Source organism: Brevibacterium ihuae (assembly GCF_900184225.1).
In the GTDB taxonomy this organism is placed as follows: domain Bacteria; phylum Actinomycetota; class Actinomycetes; order Actinomycetales; family Brevibacteriaceae; genus Brevibacterium; species Brevibacterium ihuae.
The window spans coordinates 198,045-220,568 of sequence record NZ_FXWZ01000002.1 but is presented as its reverse complement, the minus strand read 5'-3'; the positions used below and the strand labels follow the sequence as shown (position 1 = coordinate 220,568).

21 protein-coding genes are annotated in these 22,524 nt (G+C 71.2%); 9 read left to right on the top strand and 12 right to left on the bottom strand.

The window, feature by feature from the left end; translation table 11 throughout:
• Window positions 1–38 precede the first annotated feature (38 nt).
• The 5 genes from holA to C1A17_RS00925 all read right to left on the bottom strand — a co-directional run bounded on the left by holA (window position 39) and on the right by C1A17_RS00925 (window position 6,621).
• The gene (gene holA / locus C1A17_RS00945; RefSeq protein WP_101649869.1) at window positions 39–1,025 is read right to left on the bottom strand and encodes a DNA polymerase III subunit delta; all 987 of its coding nucleotides are present in this window, start codon (window positions 1,023–1,025) and stop codon (window positions 39–41) included.
• 54 nt (window positions 1,026–1,079) lie between these two features.
• Window positions 1,080–3,416: a ComEC/Rec2 family competence protein gene (locus C1A17_RS00940; protein ID WP_180953178.1), complete on the bottom strand. Its 2,337-nt coding sequence runs from the start codon at window positions 3,414–3,416 to the stop codon at window positions 1,080–1,082.
• 50 nt (window positions 3,417–3,466) lie between these two features.
• A complete protein-coding gene (locus tag C1A17_RS00935; protein ID WP_101649865.1) occupies window positions 3,467–4,252 on the bottom strand; it encodes a ComEA family DNA-binding protein in 786 nt (261 codons plus the stop codon).
• Between the two features lie 147 nt (window positions 4,253–4,399).
• On the bottom strand, window positions 4,400–5,302 hold the full coding sequence (locus tag C1A17_RS00930; RefSeq protein ID WP_180953177.1) for a DegV family protein: 903 nt from the start codon (window positions 5,300–5,302) through the stop codon (window positions 4,400–4,402).
• Window positions 5,299–6,621 carry a UDP-glucose dehydrogenase family protein gene (locus tag C1A17_RS00925; RefSeq protein ID WP_101649861.1) on the bottom strand — a complete coding sequence of 441 codons (1,323 nt, stop codon included), beginning with the start codon at window positions 6,619–6,621 and terminating at the stop codon, window positions 5,299–5,301. Before C1A17_RS00925 ends, C1A17_RS00930 begins: the two co-directional genes overlap by 4 nt.
• Before the next feature lie 108 nt (window positions 6,622–6,729).
• Between C1A17_RS00925 and C1A17_RS00920 the strand changes: the two genes are divergently transcribed.
• The 3 genes from C1A17_RS00920 to C1A17_RS00910 are packed head-to-tail and all read left to right on the top strand — an operon-like array spanning window position 6,730 to window position 8,194.
• On the top strand, window positions 6,730–7,413 hold the full coding sequence (locus C1A17_RS00920) for a hypothetical protein (RefSeq protein ID WP_101649858.1): 684 nt from the start codon (window positions 6,730–6,732) through the stop codon (window positions 7,411–7,413).
• A complete protein-coding gene (locus C1A17_RS00915) occupies window positions 7,410–7,850 on the top strand; it encodes a FluC/FEX family fluoride channel (protein ID WP_101649856.1) in 441 nt (146 codons plus the stop codon). Before C1A17_RS00920 ends, C1A17_RS00915 begins: the two co-directional genes overlap by 4 nt.
• Window positions 7,847–8,194, top strand: coding sequence for a fluoride efflux transporter FluC (locus C1A17_RS00910; protein WP_101649854.1), 348 nt, complete (start codon window positions 7,847–7,849; stop codon window positions 8,192–8,194). The genes C1A17_RS00915 and C1A17_RS00910 overlap by 4 nt, the downstream gene beginning before the upstream one ends.
• Before the next feature lie 9 nt (window positions 8,195–8,203).
• Here C1A17_RS00910 and nadE read toward each other — a convergent pair whose 3' ends face one another.
• Both nadE and leuS read right to left on the bottom strand, forming a co-directional pair.
• Window positions 8,204–9,031, bottom strand: coding sequence for an ammonia-dependent NAD(+) synthetase (gene nadE, locus C1A17_RS00905; protein WP_101649852.1), 828 nt, complete (start codon window positions 9,029–9,031; stop codon window positions 8,204–8,206).
• A gap of 78 nt (window positions 9,032–9,109) precedes the next feature.
• Entirely contained in the window at window positions 9,110–11,983 is a 2,874-nt protein-coding gene (gene leuS, locus C1A17_RS00900) for a leucine--tRNA ligase (protein ID WP_101649850.1), read from the bottom strand.
• Window positions 11,984–12,310: 327 nt separating this feature from the next.
• On the opposite strand from leuS, the gene C1A17_RS00895 reads away from it, so the two are divergent.
• Window positions 12,311–14,122, top strand: coding sequence for an AMP-dependent synthetase/ligase (locus C1A17_RS00895; RefSeq protein WP_101649848.1), 1,812 nt, complete (start codon window positions 12,311–12,313; stop codon window positions 14,120–14,122).
• Between the two features lie 31 nt (window positions 14,123–14,153).
• On the opposite strand, the gene C1A17_RS00890 is transcribed toward C1A17_RS00895, so the two are convergent.
• Complete coding sequence (locus tag C1A17_RS00890) at window positions 14,154–15,239, bottom strand: FUSC family protein (protein ID WP_101649846.1); 1,086 nt, start codon at window positions 15,237–15,239, stop codon at window positions 14,154–14,156.
• A 192-nt stretch (window positions 15,240–15,431) separates the two neighbouring features.
• Here C1A17_RS00890 and C1A17_RS00885 point away from each other — a divergent pair, with 192 nt between their 5' ends.
• Entirely contained in the window at window positions 15,432–16,472 is a 1,041-nt protein-coding gene (locus C1A17_RS00885) for a glutathione S-transferase family protein (RefSeq protein ID WP_245873361.1), read from the top strand.
• Between the two features lie 86 nt (window positions 16,473–16,558).
• Here C1A17_RS00885 and C1A17_RS00880 read toward each other — a convergent pair whose 3' ends face one another.
• From C1A17_RS00880 to C1A17_RS00865, 4 genes are all read right to left on the bottom strand, one after another.
• Window positions 16,559–16,987 (bottom strand): hypothetical protein, encoded by a 429-nt coding sequence (locus C1A17_RS00880; RefSeq protein WP_101649842.1) that lies wholly within the window; start codon window positions 16,985–16,987, stop codon window positions 16,559–16,561.
• Window positions 16,988–17,004: 17 nt separating this feature from the next.
• The gene (locus tag C1A17_RS00875; RefSeq protein WP_101649840.1) at window positions 17,005–18,066 is read right to left on the bottom strand and encodes a phospholipase A2; all 1,062 of its coding nucleotides are present in this window, start codon (window positions 18,064–18,066) and stop codon (window positions 17,005–17,007) included.
• Between the two features lie 282 nt (window positions 18,067–18,348).
• Window positions 18,349–18,798: a hypothetical protein gene (locus tag C1A17_RS00870; protein ID WP_101649838.1), complete on the bottom strand. Its 450-nt coding sequence runs from the start codon at window positions 18,796–18,798 to the stop codon at window positions 18,349–18,351.
• Between the two features lie 40 nt (window positions 18,799–18,838).
• Window positions 18,839–19,540 (bottom strand): DedA family protein, encoded by a 702-nt coding sequence (locus tag C1A17_RS00865; protein ID WP_245873359.1) that lies wholly within the window; start codon window positions 19,538–19,540, stop codon window positions 18,839–18,841.
• A 172-nt stretch (window positions 19,541–19,712) separates the two neighbouring features.
• Here C1A17_RS00865 and C1A17_RS00860 point away from each other — a divergent pair, with 172 nt between their 5' ends.
• Genes C1A17_RS00860 through C1A17_RS00845 form a run of 4 tightly spaced genes read left to right on the top strand, consistent with a single transcriptional unit; the run spans window position 19,713 to window position 22,456 of the window.
• Complete coding sequence (locus C1A17_RS00860; protein ID WP_101649836.1) at window positions 19,713–20,756, top strand: YhjD/YihY/BrkB family envelope integrity protein; 1,044 nt, start codon at window positions 19,713–19,715, stop codon at window positions 20,754–20,756.
• Window positions 20,757–20,761: 5 nt separating this feature from the next.
• Window positions 20,762–21,385, top strand: a complete 624-nt coding sequence (locus C1A17_RS00855; protein ID WP_219618228.1) for a DNA-3-methyladenine glycosylase — start codon at window positions 20,762–20,764, stop codon at window positions 21,383–21,385.
• Window positions 21,382–22,125, top strand: a complete 744-nt coding sequence (locus C1A17_RS00850; protein WP_101649834.1) for a fructosamine kinase family protein — start codon at window positions 21,382–21,384, stop codon at window positions 22,123–22,125. The genes C1A17_RS00855 and C1A17_RS00850 overlap by 4 nt, the downstream gene beginning before the upstream one ends.
• A 19-nt stretch (window positions 22,126–22,144) precedes the next feature.
• A complete protein-coding gene (locus C1A17_RS00845; RefSeq protein WP_101649832.1) occupies window positions 22,145–22,456 on the top strand; it encodes an antibiotic biosynthesis monooxygenase family protein in 312 nt (103 codons plus the stop codon).
• Window positions 22,457–22,524: the final 68 nt, after the last annotated feature.

The following is a 22,524-nucleotide window of genomic DNA, read 5'->3' as shown; positions in this document are numbered from 1 at the left end:
GCGGGGACCGGCTCTTCTCGTGTCAGCGGTGGTTCGCCTCAGTGCTCCCTGGCCTGGGCGCTCACCCGGGTGACGAGTCGTTCGACGGCGTAGACGGGGTCCCGGCCGCCGCCCTTGACCGCTTCGTCCGCGTGGGCGACCTCGAGGAGCGCCCGGCCGAGTGCGACGTCGTTCCACGAGCGGAGATCGCGGCGCGCCCGGTCGACCTGCCACGGCGCCATCTTGAGCTCGGCGGCGAGCTGGCCCGAACCGCCGCTGAGTCCCTGGACGCGGGCCATCGTGCGGAGCTTGAGCGCCACCGCGGCGACGAGCGGCACCGGGTCGGAACCGGTGGCCAGGGCGTGGCGGAGCAGGGTGAGCGCTTCTGCTGAGCGCCCGGCGACGGCGGCGTCGGCGACCTTGAATCCGGTCGCCTCGACGCGCCCGCCGTAGTACCGGTCGACCATCTGCTCGGTGATCGGTCCGGTGGTGTCCTGGAGGAGCTGTTCGATCCCCGCGTTGAGCTCGGACAGATCCGCTCCGAGCGCGCTCATGAGCGCCCCGAGCGCCGGGGGTTCGATCGTGCGTTCGGCGCGCGTGAACTCCGCTGCGGCGAAGGCCTGCCGGTCCGCTTCGCTCTTCATCGCCTGCGCATCGATGCGCGGGTACCCGGCCCGGTCGATCGCGGTGAGGAGCTTCGATCCCCGGTTGCCGCCGGAGTGCTTGAGGACGACGACGGCGTCCTCGTTGACGTCGCCGACGTATGCGAGGGCGTCGGCGAGGAAGTCGTCCCCGCACTGCGCCACGGAGTCGACGACGACGAGCTTGCGCGTCGCGAAGAGCGAGGGGGCGGCGGCCAGCGGGAGGGCGCCGGCCTCGTAGTGGGCGGCGTCGAGGTGCGTGGTCTCGAGGCCCTTGTGCTTGCGGCAGGCGGTGACGATCCGATCCTGCGCCTTGCGCACGAGCACGGATTCGCCGCCGGAGATCACGACGACGGGGGCCGGCTTGGCCCGGGTCCACGTCACGAGGGTCTTCTTGGCTGCCACGTTCCCACCCTACCGGTGGCCGCGGACGCGGCGGGAGCGCGCGGCCGAGCGCCGTCACCGGTCGCACCCCGGACCCGGGTCGAGCGGCACGGCCTGCGGGCCCGCCGGACCGGCGACGAGGGCGACCGTGCCGCACCGGTCGGTGCGCATCACCGGTGCGGGGCCGAACGCCGCGAGGCTCGCCGGGCTCGGGTGGCCGTAGTCGTTGTCCTCCCCCACCGAGACGACGCCCAGCCGCGGTGCGGCGGCGGTGAAGAACTCCGGGCTCAGGTCCGCCGAACCGTGGTGCGGGGCGAGGAGCACGTCGACGGGCGGGACGGTGCGGGCGAGGCGCCGCTGTTCGGGCTCCCCGATGTCACCGGGGAGGAGCACGCTCAGCCCCGGCGCGGTGACGAGCACGACCGCCGATCCCGCATTCGTGTCCCCCTCGGCGATCGGGGCGCCCGGACGCGGCCACAGGATCTCCCACTGCACCTCACCGGAGGCGAACGCCGCTCCCGCGCCGAGCTCGGTCACCGGGACGCCGGGGTGGGCGTCGCGCAGGGCGTGCGCCCGGCGGTGCTCCCCCGCGCCGAGCGGATGATCGATGCCGGTGAGGGTCCGCCCGCGCGTCGCTCCCGGGTGACCGGCGATGTGGTCGCCGTCGTAGTGCGAGACGAGGAGGTGGACCCGCTCGGTTCCGGCCCGGGTGAGGCAGTCGTCCACCGCGGCGGCGTCGGGTCCGGCATCGACGAGCAGACCGGAGTCCTCCGACAGCCGGACGAGCGCCGCGCTGCCCTGTCCGACGTCGCACACGAGGACCTGCCAGTCCGGCGGCAGCCTGCGCCCGCCGAGCGCGACGAGCGAGCCCGCGCACAGGCAGAGGACGAGCAGACCCGCACCGAGCACGAGTGCGGCGCGGGTGCTCACGAGCACGGCGAGCGCGAGTCCGAGCGCCATCCCGATCGCGAGGACGATCCCGGTCGATCCCGCCGGCCACGGCCACACCGCAGCCGGCAGCGCGACGGCGACCCGGGCGAGCCGGGCGATCCACCAGGCGCACAGCACCGCCGGGGCCGCGAGCAGCCCGCCGAGGAGCGCGATCGGCCCCGCCGTCGTGCCGGCGAGGGCCGCGACGACCCCGAGGCCGAGGACGAGGATGCCGAGCAGGGTGGCCGGGGCGACGAGCGGCGCGGCGAGCACGTTCGCGGGAACCGCCCAGGCGCTCATCGTGCCGCCGATGCCGAGGAGGACCGGGGTGACACCGATCTGCGCGGTGAGCGGCACCGCGAGCGCGGTCGCGACCGGGAACGGCACACCCCGCGCGTAGAGGCGCGCGGTGAGCCCCGGCCCCAGCAGCACGAGGGCGGCGGTGGCCGCGACCGACAGGTGGAAGCCCGCCTGGCTCGCGAGCGAGGGGCGAAGGATGAGCACCCCGATGACCGCAGTGGCGAGCACCGCCGTCCCCGGGGTCCCGCTGCCCCGCACGAGCACGACCGCCCCGACGAGCCCCATCGCGGCGGCCCGGATGACGCTCGGCTCCGGTCCCACGACGAACACGTAGCCCGCGGTGACGCATACCGCGGCCCCGATCGCCCAGCCCCGCCGGGCCACCACCCGCCGGACGGTCCACATCACAGTCACGGCGACGATCGAGATGTTCGACCCCGACACCGCGGTGAGATGCGCGAGCGAGACCGTCCGCATCGCGTCCTCGAGCCCGGGCGCCAGGTGCCCGGTGTCCCCGACGACAAGGCCCGGCAGCAGACCCGCCCCGTCGTGCGCAACCGGCCCCGGTCCCCCGAGAGCGGCGCGGACGAGGAACTCTCGGGCCGCGGCCCGCACCCGCCAGGGCGCACCCGGATCGGCGATGACCTCCACGGGCTCGTCCGGGAAGAGCACGGGACTGCCGCCGGAGGGATCGATCCGACCGCTCACGCGGACCCGGCTGCCCGCGGCCGGCGGCACATCGTGGGTGATGAGCGTCACCGGACCGGCCCGGGTCCGGAGCTCGGCGCGGTGCGCGCCGGAGGGGCCGGTGACGGCGTCGGTGATCACCGTCGCCTCCGTGGACAGGGACGCGGGTTCGGGCGGGACGAGCGTGCGCGCGGTGAGGACCCCGGCTGCGGCCGCTGCGGCGAGGAGGGCGACGGAGATCGCCCAGCGGACTGCCCGGCGCCCGCTCCGACGGTCCGCCGGGGTCTCGCTGCGGATCCGGTTACGAGAGCGGTCCGGGATGCAGAGCGCACAGGCGGCGATCCCGGCGCACAGGAACGCCCCGAGGGCGGGAAGCCAGCCGGCGGCCGGGAGGACGGCCGCCAGCCATGCGGCGCCTGCGGCAGCCGCGAGACGGAGGCTGGCGGCCCTCTCGACGACCCGGATGCGCGCCCGGCCGAGCACGGTCCGGACCACAGCCGCGCCGCGTGCTCCCCTCCGCGGCGGTCGCGTCCCGGCCACCGGGCTCACACCGTGACGAGATCGCGCAGACGGGCGAGCGTCGCTTCGCCGATCCCGGGGACGTCGACGAGGTCGTCCACTGCGGCGAAGGGACCGTGCTCGGTGCGGTGGGTGATGATCGCCTCCGCAGTGGCCGGACCCACCCCGGGCAGCGTGTCGAGCGCGGCGGCGTCCGCGGTGTTGATGTTGACCGGGGTCCCGGGCTCGCCGCCCGGACTTCCGGGCGGAGCAGCCCCGGGCGCGGCTCCCGGCGGCGCGGCGCCGGGCGGTGCGGCGCCGGCTGCCTGTTCGCCACGGACCGGAACGACGATCTGTTCGCCGTCGACGAGCGCGCGGGCGAGGTTGATCGCGGCCGTGTCGGCCTCCGCGGTGGCTCCACCGGCTGCTGCCAGGGCATCGGCGACGCGGGCTCCGGCGGGCAGGGTGACGACGGCGGGATCCTCGACCGCGCCGACGACGTGGACGGTGAGCTCGGTCGCTGCAGCGGTGCCGGAGCCTCCCGGACCGGCGGACGGCCCGCCCGCGGCCTCAGCGGGGTCGACCGCCGTGGTCGCGGACACCGGGTCCGGACCGATGACGTCGACGGGCCCGGCACCGGGGGCGAACAGGACGAAGGCGACGATCCCGGCGACGAGCACGCCGAGCACCGCGAGGACAGCGATCCTCGTCGGCACCGGCCGCGAGCGGGGTTCGTCGTCGTCCTCCTCGTCGAGGAGATCCGCGGGTCGCCACCCGTTCCCCGACCCGCGCCCGACGAGCACTGCGAACCGGTCGTCTGGTGAGGGGGCCATGGCACGACGCTAGGCCGGTGCCGGGCCGTCGCGTGCGGCATCTCCGGCCCTGTGGACGGACGCCGCCCGGTCCACGCACCGGAGCCGCACCCGACGGCGCCGCGGTGACCTGCGAACGGGACGGCGCCCGCGGCGGGGCGCCTTCCGCTACGGCCGGGTCTGGACTGCGACGCCGAGCGCGCCGGGGCCCACGTGGGCGGTGATGACGGTGGAGAGGACCGCGGTGCGGACGTGCACCTCGCCCGGGATGTCGGCGGCCGTGAGAGCGGCGTGCACTCGTCGTGTGCCGTCCCCGGCCTCGCCGAGCGTCGCCTCGGGATGGAGCACGACGATCTCGATCACGGCGTCGGCGGAGCGCTCCCGGTACTCCGCGCACGATTCGGCGACGAGGGCGACGAGCCGGTCCTCGGCGCGCGCAGTCGTCCGGACGCGGGCGAGCGGCACGACCGCCCCCTCGCGCAGGCCGAGCACCGGCGTGATCGACAGCGCGCGGCCGAGCAGCGAGGCCGCCCGCCCGATCCGGCCGCCCCGGCGCAGGTATTCGAGGTCCTCGGGGATGAAGAAGGTCCGGGTCTCCGCGCTGCACCAGTCCTCGACCTCGCCGGCGACGGCCGCCGCCTGCAGCCCGGCGGCGAGTCCGGCGACCGCCACCGCGACGGCCCCGGCGAGCCCCGCCGAGGTCGTCCGGGAATCGACGAGGTGGACGGTGAGCTCCGGATGCTCCGCCGCTGCGCTCGCGGCCGATCCGTGGGTGCCGGAGAGCACTGCGGGCAGGGTGAGAACGATCGCGTCGGCGGCACCGGCCTCGGCGACCGCGCGCAGCGCTGCGGAGAAGTCCTCGGGACTCGGCAGCGAGGTCTGCACCCGGGCGCCCCCGCGCATCGCGGAGCACAGCTCGGCCGGGGTCCAGTCGCTGTCCCGGCGCAGTTCCTCCCCGACCTCGACGCTGAGGTCGACGACCCGGAACAGGCCGCCGAGCGCGGCGTCGAACTCCGCGCGCTGCTCCACGGACAGCTGCGCGGTCGAGTCGACGAGGACGGCGGTGCTCACGGGCGGCCCAGCGCCCGGTAGGTCCAGCCGGCGGCGCGCCACTCGGCCGGGTCGAGGACGTTGCGGCCGTCGACGATCGCGCGACCGCGGACGAGCTCGCCGACCTCTTCCGGATGGAGCTCGCGGTACTGCTTCCACTCGGTGAGCAGCAGCACGGCGTCGGCCCCGCGCAGCGCGGTCTCGAGGTCCGCCTCGTAGCCGAGGTCGGGGAACAGACGGCGGGCGTTGTCGGTCGCCTCCGGATCGGTCACCGTCACGGTGCCGCCCTGGAGGTTGATGAGTCCGGCGACGCCGAGCGCCGGCGAGTCGCGCACGTCGTCGGAGTCGGGCTTGAATGCGGCGCCGAGCACGGTGATGTTCTTACCGATGAATGATCCGTTGACGACCTCGCGGGCGAGGTCGACCATCCGCACCCGGCGCCGCATGTTGATCGAGTCGATCTCGCGGAGGAACGCCACCGCCTGGTCCGCGCCGAGCTCGCCCGCGCGCGCCATGAACGCCCGGATGTCCTTGGGCAGGCAGCCGCCGCCGAACCCGAGGCCGGCGTTGAGGAACTTCCGGCCGATCCGGTCGTCCATCCCGATCGCATCGGCGAGCAGGGTGACGTCGGCACCGGAGGCCTCGCACAGCTCGGCCATCGCGTTGATGAAGGAGATCTTCGTCGCGAGGAACGAGTTCGCCGCGGTCTTGACGAGCTCGGCCGTCGCGTAGTCGGCGACGAGGCGTGGGGTCCCCGCGTCGAGGGTCGTCCGGTACACCTCGTCGAGAGCGGCGGTCGCCTGCTCCCCGGCTTCCCCGCCGGGCACGCCGTAGACGAGCCGGTCGGGGGTGATGGTGTCGTCGACGGCATGGCCCTCGCGGAGGAACTCCGGGTTCCACGCGAGCTCCGCCCCGGTGGGGCGGATAATCTCCGCCAGCCGCTCCGCGGTGCCGACCGGGACGGTCGACTTGCCGACGACGAGGTCGCCGGCCTTGAGGACGGGGAGGAGGGATTCGACCGCCGCGTCGACATAGGTGAGATCGGCGGCGAACTCGCCGCGCCGCTGCGGGGTGCCCACGCACACGAAGTGGACCGTGGCCTCCGCCGCGTCGGCGATGTCGGTGGTGAAGGTCAGGCGGGCAGGTGTCCCGTCGTCGCTCTGCGCGGAGGCGAGGAGCTCCTCAAGCCCCGGCTCGAAGAACGGCGCCCGGGCCTCGGACAGCGCGGCGATCTTGCGCTCATCGACGTCGACGCCGAACACGCGGTGTCCGAGGGACGCCATCGCGGCGGCGTGCACCGCACCGAGGTAGCCGCATCCGATGACCGAGATCGTGCTCATGCTCTTCCGTCCTTGCTCTCGACGATGGGCGGGGCGCCCGTCCCCAGCATAGAGCGACACGGTTCTCTCCCGCGCATCGGCCGGACGCGCATTGGCTACGCTGGGGGCGTGAAGCGTTTCGGTGATTTCCTCGTCAACTCCCCGGCGGCCCTGCTGCTCGGAGCCACCGCCTGCGTGCTCCTCATCCTCTTCCTCGTCCCGCCGATCCATCCCTCCGCGTGGATCATCGGCCTGCTCGGCGTCCTCGTCGTCATCGGGGTCCTGCTCCTGTGGTTCCTCGAGTGGACGCGCACCCAGGATCGCATCGACGACCTCAACGCCCGGCTCGCACAGGCCCACGCCGCGATCGGCGGGGTGACCCTGAGCCCCGTCGCCGAGGACGAGCCGAGCGCCGACACCGTGCGCGCCGAGCGCATCCGCGAGCTGTTCCCCACCGGCTCCGGTCTGATCCAGGAGCTGCGCATCGAGTCGGGCTTCAGCCCGGTGCCCGCCGGGCTGCTCGATCCGCTCCGGACGTTCCTCGACGAGTTCTCGCACACGAGCTTCGAGAACCCCGCCTCGCACTTCGCCTTCATGGATCTCCACCGCGCCGGGGCCGCGCTCTCCGCATGGTTCGGCGAGCAGACGCAGGACACCGCAGGCCGCCTCGAGATCATGCCCGGGGACGAGCGCGAGGGCGGCTGGCGCGAGTTCGCCGAGGCGCGTGAGACCGGGGAGCAGCGGATCGACGCCTTCGTCCGCGCCCGGCAGGCCTTCGAGCGCACCGCGCTGGAGAACGACGTCCTGGGATGAGCGCCGCCCGCGCCCTCGGACCCGGGGCGCTGCTCCTCGTGTTCGGCGGCGGGATCGTCGGCACCGCGCTGCGCGCGGCCCTCACTGCGGGACCGGATGACCTCCCCGGATTCGTCCCGCTCGCGCTCGTCAACGGGATCGGCACCGGCGTCCTCGGTCTTCTCCTCAGCACACTCCTCCACCGCGACACCCCGCGCGCCCGGGGCCTCCGACTGTTCCTCGGCACCGGCATCTGCGGCTCGCTCACCACGTGCTCAGCGCTCGGCGCGCGGCTCGTCGCGACGGATCCGGTCGCCGCCGTCGTCGCCGGAGCCGGATTCGCCGTCGGCGGGGTGCTCATCGCTGCCCTCGGCTGGTGGGTCGGATCGCACCTGCGTCGCCCGGACGGCTCCCCGGCCGGGACGGATGCCGCGCTGGCTCCCAGGGGCGGCCGATGATCGCCCTCCTCTGCCTCGCGGGAGGAGCGGGTGCCGTCGTGCGCCACGTGCTCGATACCGGGCTCACGCGCATCCTCCCGGAGACTGCGCGACCGCTGTCGATCCTGTTCGTCAACATCGTCGGCAGCGCCGCGCTCGGGCTCGTCGCCGGGTCGTCGGATGCCGCAGGGGTCGTGCTCGGCACCGGGTTCCTCGGGTCCTTCACGACGTTCTCGACCGCGTTCGTCGACGTCTGGCGCCTGCTGCTCGCGTCCCGCAGGACGGCGGCGGTGCTCTACGCCGCAGGCACCCTGCTGCTCAGCGCGCTCGCGGCAGCCGCCGGGTTCGCCGTGGGCGGCAACTGAGACGGACGGCTACTGCCGGATCCACCACGAGTCCTGCGGGTCGACCGGGGTCCGCCGCTTGTGCTCGGTCGAGCAGTACCGGGCCTCGATCCTCTCCGCGACCGCCGGGTCGACCTCGCGGCCCTCGAGGTAGTCGTCGATCTGCTCATAGGTGAGCCCGAGCGAGGACTCGTCGGTCTGACCGGGCTGGTCGTCGAGCAGGTCCGCGGTCGGCGCCTTGAGGTAGGTGCTCTCCGGGGCGCCGAGGTGGGCGAGCAGCTGCTTGCCCTGGCGCTTCGTCAGGCCCGCGAGCGGGAGGATGTCCGCGGCTCCGTCGCCGTGCTTGGTGAAGAACCCGGTGACCGCCTCCGCCGCGTGGTCGGTGCCGATGACGAGGAGCCTGCGCTCCGCGCCGATCGCGTACTGCGCCACCATCCGCATCCGGGCCTTGACGTTGCCCTTGTTGAAATCGGTGATCGGGTGGCCGAGCGCCGTGTCGAGGTCGGCGGCCATCCCGTCGGTGCCGCCGGCGATGTTGACGGTGAGGACCTCGTCCGCGGTGATGAACCTGAGCGCGATCTGGGCGTCGTCCTCGTCGTGCTGGGTGCGGTACGGCAGGCGCACGGCGCAGAACTGCGCCCCGTGCCGGCGCCGCCGCAGCTCCTCCGCGGCGAGCTGGGCGAGGCGCCCGGCGAGCGTCGAATCCTGCCCGCCGGAGATCCCGAGCACGAATCCCGCGGCCCCGGCGGTGAGGCAGTACTCGACGAGGAACTGGACGCGGCGCTCGACCTCGCGCGCCGGATCGATCGTCGGCTGCACCCCGAGGGCCTGGCGGATGGTGTCGGCGAAAGCACTCATGCGCTCAGGATATCGGCTCGATGTGACACGGGTGTTTCACCCGGCGGGGCGCACCCGCCCCGCCGGGGTGCTCGACCCTCAGGCGTCGGGGACGATGTTGACGAGCTTGGGCGCCCGCACGATGACCTTCCGGACCCCGGCGCCGGCGAGCGAGCGCTGGGCGCCGCGCGACTCGAGCGCGAGGCGCTCGAGCTCGGCGGCATCGATGTCGGGGGCGACCTCGAGGCGATCGCGCACCTTGCCCTTGACCTGCACGACGCACGTCACGGTGTCGGGCACGAGGTAGGACTCGTCGTGCACCGGGAACGGCACATAGGTGATCGTCTCCGTGTACCCGAGCATCTCCCAGATCTCCTCGGCGATGTGCGGGGCGAGCGGGGCGAGCATGATCGTCAGCGGCTCGATGACCTCGCGCGGGGCGGTGCCCACCTTGGTGAGGTGGTTGGTGAGGACGATGAGCTTGGCGATCGCGGTGTTGAAGCGGAAGTGCTCCATGTCGTCGCGGACTCCGGCGATCGTCTCGTGGAGGACCGTGCGCGTCGCCTCGTCCGCCGGCTCCTCGGTGACGGTCGACGCGCCGGTGGCCTCGTCGACGACGAGCCGCCACACCCGCTGGAGGAATCGCTGCGCGCCGCTCACCGCGCGCGTCTCCCACGCGCGGGAGAGCTCGAGCGGTCCCATCGCCATCTCGTAGACGCGGAAGGTGTCCGCCCCGTACTCGGCGTACATCTGGTCGGGGGTCACCATGTTCTTGAGCGACTTGCCCATCTTGCCGTACTCGCGCGCGACCTCCTGGCCCTGGTACCAGTACGTCGAGGTCGAGCCGTCGACGCGCTCCTCGACCTCCTCGGCCGGGACGTAGGCGCCGCGGGAGTCGGTGTAGGCGTAGGCCTGGATGTAGCCCTGGTTGATGAGCTTGTGGAACGGCTCGAACGAGCTCACGTGCCCGAGGTCGAACAGCACCTTGTGCCAGAACCGGGCGTAGAGGAGGTGGAGGACGGCGTGCTCGACGCCGCCGACGTAGAGGTCGACTCCCCCGGAGCCGCCCGGGGACTTCGGGCCGAGCCAGTACGCCTCGTTCGCGGGGTCGACGAGCTTCTCGTCGTTGTGCGGATCGGCGTAGCGCAGCTGGTACCACGAGGAGCCCGCCCAGTTGGGCATGGTGTTCGTCTCCCGGCGGTACTGCTTCGGCCCGTCGCCGAGGTCGAGCGTGACGTTCACCCAGTCGGCGTTGCGGCCGAGCGGGGGCTCCGGCTCGCTCTCGAGGTCGTCGGCGTCGAAGGTCCGCGGTGAGAAGTCGGGCACCTCGGGCAGGTCGACGGGCAGCTGGTCCTCCGGCAGCGCGATCGGCGTGCCGTGCTCGTCGTAGACGATGGGGAACGGCTCGCCCCAGTAGCGCTGCCGGGAGAACAGCCAGTCGCGGAGCCGGTACTGGGTGGTCGCCCGCGCCAGCCCCTTGCCGGAGAGCCACTCGAGCATCCGCTCCTTGGCCTCGTCGACGCTCGTCCCGTCGAGGTCGATCTCCGCGTTCGAGGAATTGATCTTCTCACCATCGCCGGTGTAGGCGGAGTCCTCGTCGTGGCCCTCGGCCGGCTGCACCGTGCGGATGTAGGGCAGCCCGAAGGTCCGGGCGAAGTCCCAGTCGCGCTGGTCCTCGGCCGGCACGCCCATGACGGCGCCCGTGCCGTAGCCCATGAGCACGTAGTCGGCGACGAACACCGGCATCGCGTTCCCGGTCGCGGGGTTGACCACCGAGGTGCCGGTGTACACGCCGGTCTTCTCGCGGTTCTCCTGACGTTCGGCGGGCGTCATCCGGGCGGCCCGGCGCTGGTAGGCGGCGATCGCCTCGGCCGGGGTCTCCGCACCGCCGCGCCAGGTCTCCGGCACGTCCGCGGCGTAGGAATCGGCGGTGAGCGCGTCGACGAGCGGGTGCTCGGGGCTGAGCACGAGCGAGGTCGCGCCGAACAGGGTGTCCGGGCGGGTGGTGTAGACCTCGACGGCGATGTCGCCGGGCGCGGTGAAGGTGAGGAAGGCGCCGGTGGAGCGGCCGATCCAGTTGCGCTGCATGTGCTTGACCGCCGACGGCCAGTCGACGGCGTCGAGGTCGTCGGCGAGCCGGTCGGCGTACGCGGTGATCCGCATGTTCCACTGCTTGAGGCGGCGGGTGTAGACGGGGAAGTTGCCGCGCTCGGAGCGGCCCTCGACGGTGACCTCCTCGTTCGCGAGCACGGTGCCGAGCCCCGGGCACCAGTTGACGGGCGCGTCGGAGACGTACGCGAGACGGTGCTGCTGGAGGACCGCCTCGCGCTCAGCGGGGTCGAGGGCCGACCACGGCTCGCCGGTCCCGGTGTCGCGGCCGGCCTCGAACTGCGCGACGAGCTCGGCGATCGGGCGGGCGCCGCCCTGCCCGTCGCGGGCCTCGGGGTCGTACCACGAGTTGAAGATCTGGAGGAAGATCCACTGCGTCCACTTGACGAACTCCGGATCCGTCGTCGCGAACGTCCGGGCGTCGTCGTGACCGAGGCCGAGCCGGCGCAGCTGCCGGCGCATGTTCGCGATGTTCTCCTCAGTGGTCACCCGGGGGTGCTGACCGGTCTGCACCGCGTACTGCTCGGCGGGCAGGCCGAAGGCATCGTAGCCGAGGGCGTGCATGACGTTCCGGCCGAGCATCCGGTTGAACCGCGCGAAGACGTCGACGGCGAGGTAGCCGAGCGGATGCCCGACGTGCAGCCCCTTGCCCGAGGGGTACGGGAACATGTCCATGAGGTAGACCGGCTCGAGGTCCTCGGCCCGCACCCCGCGGGGCACCGCGGAGAGGTCGCCCACCGGATTGGGCGCGGCGAAGGTCCGCTCGTCCTGCCACCGCTGCTGCCACTTCGTCTCGATCCGCCCGGCGAGCTCCGCGTCATAGCGGAAGTCGACGGGATCGGGCTGCTCGACGGCAGAGCTCATGGGGGTCCTTTCACGTGCGGAGATCAACCTCTCCATGGTACGCCCTGCCCCCGCACCCCGCGAGGCGGCGCCGGGCGCTGCGACGCCGGTGCGGTGACGGCGACACCCCGGCTCCGCCGCTCAGCCGCTCCCGGCGGACTACTCAGCAGTAGTCCCCGAGCCAGGAACGGCGGTCGGCACCCGCCGGGGAAGTGTGGAGAAACGGCAACGATTCCCCGCAGCAGTCCTCCGCGCGCCGCCGATCCGCCATAGGATCGAGGGCGATGCCGTGCGCACCGGATTCCCGTGTGCGCCCGCGAACCGGTCGCAATCGAAGGAGATGTGCACATGTCAGAGAGCACCATGGTCCAGTCGGTCACCCCCGTCGAGGGGTTCGAGCTCGACACCGCGTCGTCGACCACCGACGTCCTGCTCGCCCGGGTCGCGACCGACCCGCAGGCGCCCCTGCTCGCCCGTCCGGCCGGCGACGGCTGGGCGGAGGTGTCGGCGCAGGAGTTCCTCGACGACGTCCGCTCGGTGGCCCGCGGCCTCGTCGCCCGGGGCGTCGAGGTGGGCCAGCGGGTGGGCCTGTTCGGCCAGACCGCCTACGAATGGACGCTCGCGGACTACGCGATCTGGTACGCCGGCGGCATCACCGTGCCGTTCTACGAGACCTCGTCGAACGATCAGCTCACGTGGATGATCGAGGACGCCGAGGTCACCTGCGGCTTCGTCCAGTCCCAGGAGCACGCGCAGCGCATCGTGCGCGCCACCGAGGGGCGCGAGGCGACGATCTGGATCTACGACGAAGCGGGGCTCGCCGAGCTCCGCGCCGCCGGGGAGTCGGTGTCCGACGAGCTGCTCGAATCCCGCCGCGCCGCCGTCCGCTCCGAGGACGTCGCCACGCTCATCTACACCTCCGGCACCACCGGCAAGTCGAAGGGCTGCGTGCTCACCCACGCGAACTTCGTGCAGACCTCGCAGGCCGCCGCCCACCAGATCTCCGAGGTCGTCAGGCCTGGGAACCGGTGCCTGCTGTTCATCCCCCTCGCGCACGTGTTCGCCCGCTTCATCCAGGTGCTCTCGATCAGCAACGGCGTGGTCCTCGCCCACAGCGCGGACCTCACCAAGCTCACCGACTCCCTCGGCACGTTCAAGCCGAACTTCATCCTCGGCGTGCCGCGCGTGTTCGAGAAGGTCTTCAACTCCGCGCTCGCCAAGGCCGAGGCCGGCGGCCGGGGGAAGATCTTCCGTCGCGCCGAGTCCGTCGCGGTCGCCTACTCGCGTGCGCTCGACACCGGCTCGGTGCCGCTGGGCGTGCGGGTCCAGCATGCGCTCTTCGACCGCCTCGTGTACTCGAAGCTCCGCGCGGTGATGGGCGGCGATGCCACCCATGCGGTGTCCGGCGGCGGGCCCCTCGGCGAGCACCTCGGCCACTTCTACCGCGGCATCGGCCTCACCGTCCTCGAGGGCTACGGCCTCACCGAGACCACCGCGCCGATCACTGTCAACGTGTCCGCGAACTCGAAGATCGGCACCGTCGGCGTGCCGCTGCCGGGCTGCGCGATCGCGATCGCCCCCGACGGCGAGGTCCTCGCCAAGGGTGTGAGCGTGTTCCGCGAGTACTGGAAGAACGAGAAGGCGACCGCGGAGACCTTCGTCGACGGCTGGTTCGCCACCGGGGACATCGGACAGCTCGACTCCGACGGCTACCTCCGGATCACCGGCCGGAAGAAGGAGCTCATCGTCACCTCGAGCGGCAAGAACGTCGCCCCCGCACCGCTCGAGGACCAGCTGCGCCGGCACCCGATCATCGGCCAGCCGGTCGTCATCGGCGACAACCGCAAGTTCATCTCCGCGCTGATCTTCCTCGACCCGGAGATGCTGCCCGCCTGGCTCGAGAACAAGGGCCTGCCGGCGATGTCGCTCGAGGAGGCCGCCGGCAACGAGCGCGTGCGGCAGGCGGTGTCGCGGGCGATCGACCGCGCGAACCAGACGGTGTCGAAGGCCGAGAGCATCAGGGAGTTCCGGATCGTCCCCACCGAGCTCACCGAGCAGAACGGGTACCTGTCGGCGAAGCAGTCGGTCAAGCGCCACCTCATCGACCGCGACTTCGCCGAGGACATCGAATCGATCTACGGCGGCGGCGCTCAGTCCTGAGCGCTGTGGCCGTGGGGCCGTCGCAGGGGGTTCACGCCCTCGCGGCGGCCCCGTCGTCGTCGCGGCGCCGCGACTCCCGCCAGGTCACCGCCGCTCCGGTGCCGGCGAGCACGAGGACGAGGGGCACCGCGCCGCCGATCGTCGTGTCGAGCACCCGGTGGGTGAGGATGAGCGACACCGGCGCCGGGGCGGAGAGCTGCCCCACGAGCAGCGCGAGCGGGGTGATGAAGAGCAGGGCGAACCAGTACGCCTGACCGACGAAGAGCTCCGCGAGCACCTGGCACACCGCGGCGATGACGATGGTGAGCCAGATCGAGGGCTCCAGGAGCAGCACGAGGCCGGTGACGACCACCCCGACGGCGGTGCCGAGGACCCGGTGGGCGATCCGGGTGACCTGCCGGGGCGCGTGCGGCCGGGGCATGCAGGCCGCGACCGCGACGGCGGCCCAGTACGAGCGGCTGAGGCCGAGGCCCGCGGCGATCAGGAGGGCGGTCACCACGCCGAGCGCGGTCTCCCCCGCATGGAGCCACACGACGGGATCCCGCAGCGCGGCCGGCGTGCGGGCGACCTTCCGCAGGCGCTGGAGGTGCCGCCGATGTGCGCCTCGGATCCTGCGCGGCAGCCATCCGAGGAGTGCGACGAGGACGCAGAACACGACCGTGCCCGCCGAGAGCGCGTACCGCGGCCAGAACTCCCCCGCGCCGAGCGGGATCGAGGAGATCACCGCGAAGGCGAAGACGAAGAACACCGAGCCGAAGGGCACCCAGCCCATGACGGTGGAGAGCACGACGCCGAGGGCGGAGACGAGGATGAGTCCGATCACCGTCGCGACCGCGGACCCGCCGAGGAGCGCGATCAGCATCGCGGCGGCGATGACGACGAGGAACGAGGCCCCGGCGGTGCAGACGGTGACCCAGCGGGACCGGTAGGCCTCCGAGCGGCCGTAGAGCGCGGTAAAGGCGGCGAAGGCGATGCAGGCCGACAGGTGCGGGACGCCGGCGAGCAGCAGCGCGAGGAGCGGCAGGAGCACGCAGATCCCGGCACGCAGCCCGGCTTCGACATCGAGACGGCCGAGGGACCTCGGCCACACCCAGCCCGGCACCCGCAGCGCACCCATGCTCCGTCCCTTTCTCCCTGCCGTCCGCCCGGCGATCTGCGCGCCTCCGGCCCGGAGTCCGCGCACCGGATCGTCTCACATCCGCACCCCCGGGTGCATGTGACAGGATGAATGAGGACCGCCCGCCGTCGCCCGGGACACCCCCGGAGCGGCACCGGAGCCATCGCAGCACGTCACGAAGAGGAGGACACCGTGACCGACGAGCACGACACCAAGGGCAACTACGTCACTCAGGGCCAGGAGTTCAACCGGGACACGAACTACATCACCGACCGGATCCTCGACGACCCGCAGGCGGACTGGCCGGTCGAGGCCGGACGCTACCGGCTCATCGCGGCGCGCGCCTGCCCGTGGGCGAACCGCACGATGATCGTCCGCCGGCTCCTCGGCCTCGAGGACGCGATCTCGATCGGCATGCCCGGACCCACCCACGACAAGCGCTCGTGGACCTTCGACCTCGACCCGGACCGCCGCGATCCCGTGCTCGGCATCGAGCGCCTCCAGGAGGCGTACTTCGCCCGGTTCCCCGACTACCCGCGCGGCATCACCGTGCCGGCAATCGTCGACGTGCCGAGCGGGAAGGTCGTGACGAACGACTACAACCAGATCACGCTCGACTTCTCCTCCCAGTGGCGCCGGTTCCAGCGCGAGGGAGCGCCCGACCTCTACCCGGAGGCGCTGCGCGCGGAGATGGACCCGCTCATCAAGCTCATCTTCACCGAGGTCAACAACGGGGTGTACCGGTGCGGCTTCGCCGGGTCGCAGGAGGCGTACGAGTCGGCCTTCGACCGGCTGTTCACCGCGCTCGACACGCTCGAGGCCCGGCTGGCCGACCGGCGCTTCCTCATGGGGGATGCGATCACCGAGGTCGACGTCCGCCTGTTCACCACGCTCGTGCGCTTCGATCCGGTCTACTACTCCCACTTCAAGTGCAACCGGAACCGGCTCAGCGACTTCGAGAACCTCTGGGGCTACGCTCGGGATCTCTTCCAGACGCCGGGATTCGGCGACACCGTGGACTTCGTGCAGATCAAGGAGCACTACTACATCGTCCACACCGACATCAATCCCACGCAGATCGTGCCGGTCGGCCCGGATCTCTCCGGCTGGTTCAGCCCGCACGGCCGCGACGAGCGGTTCGGCGGCTCGCCGTTCGGCGACGGCACCCCGCCCGAGGCGCCGCTCCCCCACGACACCGTGGACCCGGCGCACACCGCGGCCGCCTGGACCTGAGCCGCGCGCTCATCACCTGACCCGCGCGCTCAGCGCGGGGCCCGGCACTCCCGGTGCCGGGCCCCGCGTGCGTCGAACCGGTCCCGTCAGCTCGGTGGTGGCGGAGTGCGAGGGGCGCGTCGCGCACGCAGCTGCCGGACTGCGGACCACACTGCGATCAGCAGCGCGAGGACCGCTCCGAACGGCAGGACGCTGTTGCCGATCATGATGAGGATGATCGTACCGATCGCGTTGTACCCGCCCGCGAGGAAATCACTGAGATCGAAGATGGCCCCGACCAGCGTGGGGCCCGCTGTGAGGAGGAACCCCAGACCGAGAACGACCGCCAGCCGCCGTTCCGGGACGAGCAGCCACGCTCCCACGGCTCCCGCAACCACGGCGAGGGTCCCCGATGAGATTCCTTGCACCAGGCTCGGCACGACATCGACGCCGCCGTCCATGAAGCCGACCAGGACACTGCGGCACACGAGGTAGCCCACCGCTGAGACCAGCAGGACGGCGTACCCGGCGATCACCGTCGATCGTCGGGCGCTCACTTTCCATCCCATGTTCTGGCCTTATCAGACACGATCGAGTAGTAGAGCGCTGCGCGGTCGTAGCATTTCACGCGGCCGGCCTTGGTCTTGTAAAGACTGTACGCACAGTTCTGGCGCAGATGAGATTTGAATCGTGTGTCTGCCTTCGCACGTTGAGACCGCTTCGAGGACAGCGAGATCTTCTTCTTCCGGATGGAGTCGATCGACAAGTCATGCCGAGCGCATGGTCCCTTGAAACTAGCTCTGACCGGGACTGCACCACGCGTAGCGGTATAAGAGAAGCTGTCCGGGGACCATGTGCAGTAGTCATGCAAAGCTTTAGGCCTGCACCGTGAGGTGACCCAGACGGAGCAGTAGACGTAATTGCTCGGGACCTTGACCTGCTTGGGTCGGGTGAAGGATCCATACGCGATCAGCGGAGGCTGAGTGGGTTCCCCGGCCGACTCGTCGAACTCGCCATCAGCAGGCACCCATTCCTCGCCGAGTTCGTCGGGTGGAGCTTCAGCATCCGAATCCTCTTCGGTCCACTCACTTTCCTCCTCGTCGGTGACGGGTGCGTCACTCCCGCTCTGCGATCCTTCTGCGGCAAGCATCCACGCAAAGGCATCGGCCGCGATCGGCAGCAGATCGGCATCCTTGGAAGCGCCCACGTACATCGTGAGGATGTGGGCCGTCTCAGCGTTCAGCGGGTGAGTGGTGACAACGATGCCGGCATCCGTGACAGCAGCAGTAATGGGTACGGAGTCCCCGGACACAGTGAGTGCCACAGGCTCGATCATGACGTCGACACCATCACATTGAAGACTTTCCGCAGCTGCGCTGCTGACACAGTTCTCCGGAAGAGGAAATTCCGATACCAGCCGCTGACCAGAATCAATTTGGCCCTCATCGGTAAATCGGACCTCGTAAGAAGCGATGGTGGGCACCTCATTGATCCCCGTGGATTCCTCTGCAGCTTCGAGCGCTTCAGCTACGCTGGCTGCTTCCTCCTCAGGAGCAACATTGCTCGAGACTTCGACGTCTTCCGCGGCCGCAGCTGGGGGGGGTAGCGACGGCATCTGCAAGAATCAGACTGCCGATGGCTAAGAGCCCGAGCGCGGTTATAGACCTAGGCTTCATCATTGAACCAGTTTTCTATTCGGTGGTGAGTTGCGGCGATGCCGCTGACCGAAGCATATAGCGTGAAATCGCTTTTCACGGCAATGGAATCAAAGATGTCGCACCCTCGATCCGCCGGGTGGGTCAGAGTGCTGGGCCTATCCTGCCGGGAAAGGTCTTTCGATTCTGCGCGGGCTGATTGACCGACCTCTATCACTCAGTGCTCCTCCGTGCCCGTGCCGTCAGTGCGGAGCACGTGAGGGCTGTTGCCGGCCCCGCCGCCGCAGCTGCCGGACCGCGGACCACCCTGCGATCAGCAGCGCGAGGACCGCTCCGAACGGCAGGACGCTGTTGCCGACCATGATGTTGAGCGCACCGAAGGCGTTGTATCCGGTCGCTGACAGGAAATCGGTGAGGTTCACGATCGCACCGAGCAGAGTGGGCCCCGCGACGAGGAGGAACCCCAGACCGAGAACGACCGCCAATCGCCGTTCCGGGACGAGCAACCACGCTCCCACGGCTCCCGCCGCCACGGCGAGGACTCCCAGAGCGATCCCGATCGGTACCGTCTCCACGACGCCGACTCCGGACTCCATATACCCGACCAGCACGACTCTGCACACGAGGTAGCCCACCGCTGAGACCAGCAGGGCGGCGTACCCTGCGACCGCCTTGAAGCGCTGCGTGTTCATCGTCCGTCCCCGATCCTCGCTGACCTCGGCCCGATCCCGCTCAGCGCGCCCCAGGGTCCTCGGCCTCGATCTGCTCGGTGAGGTGCTTCTCCCTCCGGTTGCGGCGGATACGGCGGATCACCCACCACACCACGGCGATGAGGACGACGGCGATGACGATCTTCTGGAAGACCCCCGCGTAGTTCTCCACCACGTGCCAGTTCTCGCCGAGCAGGTAGCCGGCGACGACGAAGATCGTGTTCCAGATCGCGCTGCCGGCCGTGGTGAGCGCCATGAACAGCCAGATGTTCATCTTCTCCACGCCGGCGGGGATGGAGATGAAGGAGCGGAATATCGGAACCATGCGTCCGAAGAACACCGCCGCCTGCCCGTGGCGGTGGAACCATGCCACGGTCTTGTCGATGTCGTCGATGTCGACTAGCGGGATCTTCGACGCCCACCGGCGCAGCCGGTCGAGGCCGAACACATAGCCGATGCAGTAGAGCGCGATCGCGCCGACGAGCGAGCCGACCGTCGCCCACACGATCGCGGCGAACAGGCTCATCGATCCCTGGGAGGCGGTGAAGCCGGCGAGCGGCAGGATGATCTCGCTGGGGATCGGGGGGAAGATGTTCTCGAGCGCCACCATGAGGCCCACGCCCACCGCGCCGAGGCTCTCCATCACCGAGACCACCCAGCCGGTGAATCCGGTGAGCGCCTGTCCGGACCCGGCGGCCACGATCGTCGTCACGTCTGCAGTCATGGTCTCCAGGCTATCGGGCGCACCTAAACGTTTCCGGGACCGGGACGGGTGCGCCGCCGGACCGCTCCCCCGGGCCTCGGTCGGCGCGGCCGCCGGTGCGACTAGAGTCGACGGTGAAGTACAGTCGATACGCCAGACCCGCCCGCTCGCAGACGTAAGGAACGCCTCGGCCATGGAATCCAGTGAACGCCTCCTGACGAACTCGAATTCCGCCGCGCAGTCCGCGAAGTCATTCATGCGCCGCCCAGCGGTCCAGCACCTCATGGCGACCGTGCAGCGGTTCAACCTCCGGCTCGGCAACCAGTTCGGCGCGGCGATCACCTACTTCCTCGTCCTCGCGCTCATCCCGACGCTGATGTTCGCGTTCGCCGCCCTCGGCTTCGTCCTCGACGTCATCCGGCCGGAGTGGGTCGACGTCATCGTCGGATACCTCGAGGAGGCCGCGCCGGGTCAGGACGCGCTCGTCGAGATGCTCCGGAACTTCCTCGACAACTGGCAGACGGTCGGCATCATCGGTGTGCTGTCGGCGCTCTACACCGCGCAGGGATTCATCGGCAACCTCAAGGACGCGATCCGCGCCCAGCTCCGCAGCGAGATGGGCGCGAAGCCCAAGGAGAACTTCATCATCCGCACGGTGAACAACACCGTCACCCTGCTCGGCATCCTCGTCGGCGTCGCGATCACCCTCGCGCTCACCGTCGTCGGAACCGGCCTGCAGACGACGATCGTGTCGTGGCTCGGCCTGCCCGACTGGGTCACCCCGGTGCTCACCATCACCCCGATCATCATCACGCTCGCGATGTCATGGCTGATCTTCATGTTCATCTTCACGATGATCCCGATCACCCCGATCACCAAGCGGACCCGGATGCTCGGCTCCCTCATGGGTGCGATCGCCCTCACCGCCCTCCTCAACCTCGCCACCGTGCTCATCGACCTGTTCTCCGGCTCGCCGACCGCCGCGCTGTTCGGCCCGGTCATCGCGATCATGCTCTCGATGAACGTCTTCGCCCGGATCATCCTCGTCGTCGCCGCCTGGATGGGCACCGCCGACGACCAGCCGATCTTCTCCGAGATCCCCTCCGCGCCCCGGAAGTACGAGGAGAAGAAGGACTCGGACCTCGGGTCGTCGGTCATGGCGCTCGCGACCGCATCCGGCATCATCGCCCTCACCATCCTCGGCTTCAAGCGGTTCGGCGACGACGAGGAGGCCTGAGGCCGGTGCTCGACCGATCGTTCTTCGATCGCCCCGTCCTCGACGTCGCACCCGCGGTGCTCGACGGGGTGCTCACCCGGCACCTGCCCGGGGTCGAGCCGGTCGCGATCCGGATCACCGAGGTCGAGGCCTACGACGGCCGGATCGATCCGGCCTCCCACGCCTACCGCGGCCGCACCCGCCGCAACGCCACGATGTTCGGCCCGCCCGGCCACCTCTACTGTTACTTCATCTACGGCATGCACTTCTCGCTCAACATCGTGTGCGAAGCGGCGGGCGCCCCCACCGGACTGCTCCTCCGCGCCGGCGAGGTCACCGCGGGGCACGCGCTCGTCCGCGAACGCCGCGCGGTCCGGCGCCGCACTCCCCTCCGCGAGCGCGACCTCGCCCGCGGACCGGGCTGCGTCGCCCAGGCGTTCGGGGCGGACGCGACCACGGACGGAGCCGACCTGTTCGGCGGCGAATGGTCCTTCGCGCCGGCCGCCCGCCCTCCCGCGCACGTCACCGGCCCCCGTGTCGGGGTGAGCGGTCCGGGCGCCGATCCCGCCGCGTTCCCGTGGCGCTTCAGCATCCCGGGCGATCCGACGGTGTCGGCGTTCGTCCCCGGCCGCCGGAAGGCTCCGCGATGACGTTCCGCAAGTCCGCCGCCGGCGCCCCCGCCGACCTCTTCCCCACCGAGGCCGCCGGGCTCGCCTGGCTCGCCGAGACCGGAACCGTCCCCGTCGTCGAGGTGCTCTCGGTGTCGCCGGAGGCCCTCGTCCTCGAACGGCTCACCGCGGTGCCGCCCACACGGGACGCGGCGGCGGAGTTCGGCGCCGCGCTCGCGGCGCTCCACCGCTCGCCCTGCCCCGCCCACGGCACCCTGCCCCCGGGGGTCGAGCAGTACCGCTTCGGCCCGCTGAGCGACCCGCTGCCCGTCGCCACCGCGGTGAGCACCTCGATGGGCGAGGCGACCGCGGTGCGCCTGGCCGACCTCGTCGACCGGCTGCCCGCCGATTCCCCGGTGCTGCGCCGGGTCATCGACCGGCTCGCCTCCGGAGACCTCGACGACGATGCGCCGGCGGCCCGGCTCCACGGCGATCTGTGGGCGGGCAATCTGCTCTTCACCGCCTCCGGCGGCACCCTCATCGACCCGGCGGCGATCGCCGGCCACCCGCTCGTCGACCTCGCGATGCTGTCCCTGTTCGGCGCCCCGCACCTCGAGACCGTGCTCGGCGCCTGGGAGGACGCCTACGGGACAGCGGACATCGGTGCGGACTGGCGGACCCGCATCGGGCTCCATCAGCTGTTCGGGGTCACCGCCCACGCCGTGCTGTTCGGCGGCGGCTACCTCGCGTCGGCCGAGGCGCTCGCCGCGCGCTACGCTTGAGAGACGGAAGGACGGTGCCATGACTGTCATCAAGATCAATGCCCTCACGGTCCCCGCCGAGACCGGCGACGAGATCGTCGCGCGCTTCGAGCCGGCGATCGGCCGCCTGCCCGATCTCGAGGGGTTCGTGCGGTTCCAGCTCCTCAAGCCCACCGATGGCTCGGACCGCTGGTTCGTGCTCACCGAGTGGGAGAGCGAGGACGCCTACGAGAACTGGAAGTCCTCCCGCGCGTTCTCCCGCTCCCATGCGGGGTCCGGGGACCGACCCGCCCCCGTCGCCACCGCTTCCGAGCTCCTCGAGTTCGTCCCCGCGCTGAGCATCGGCGACTGAGCCCCGGCGGTGCCGCGAGGCGGTGGCGCCGCAGCCGGTCCGCCCGGATAGAATCGGACCGCAGACCA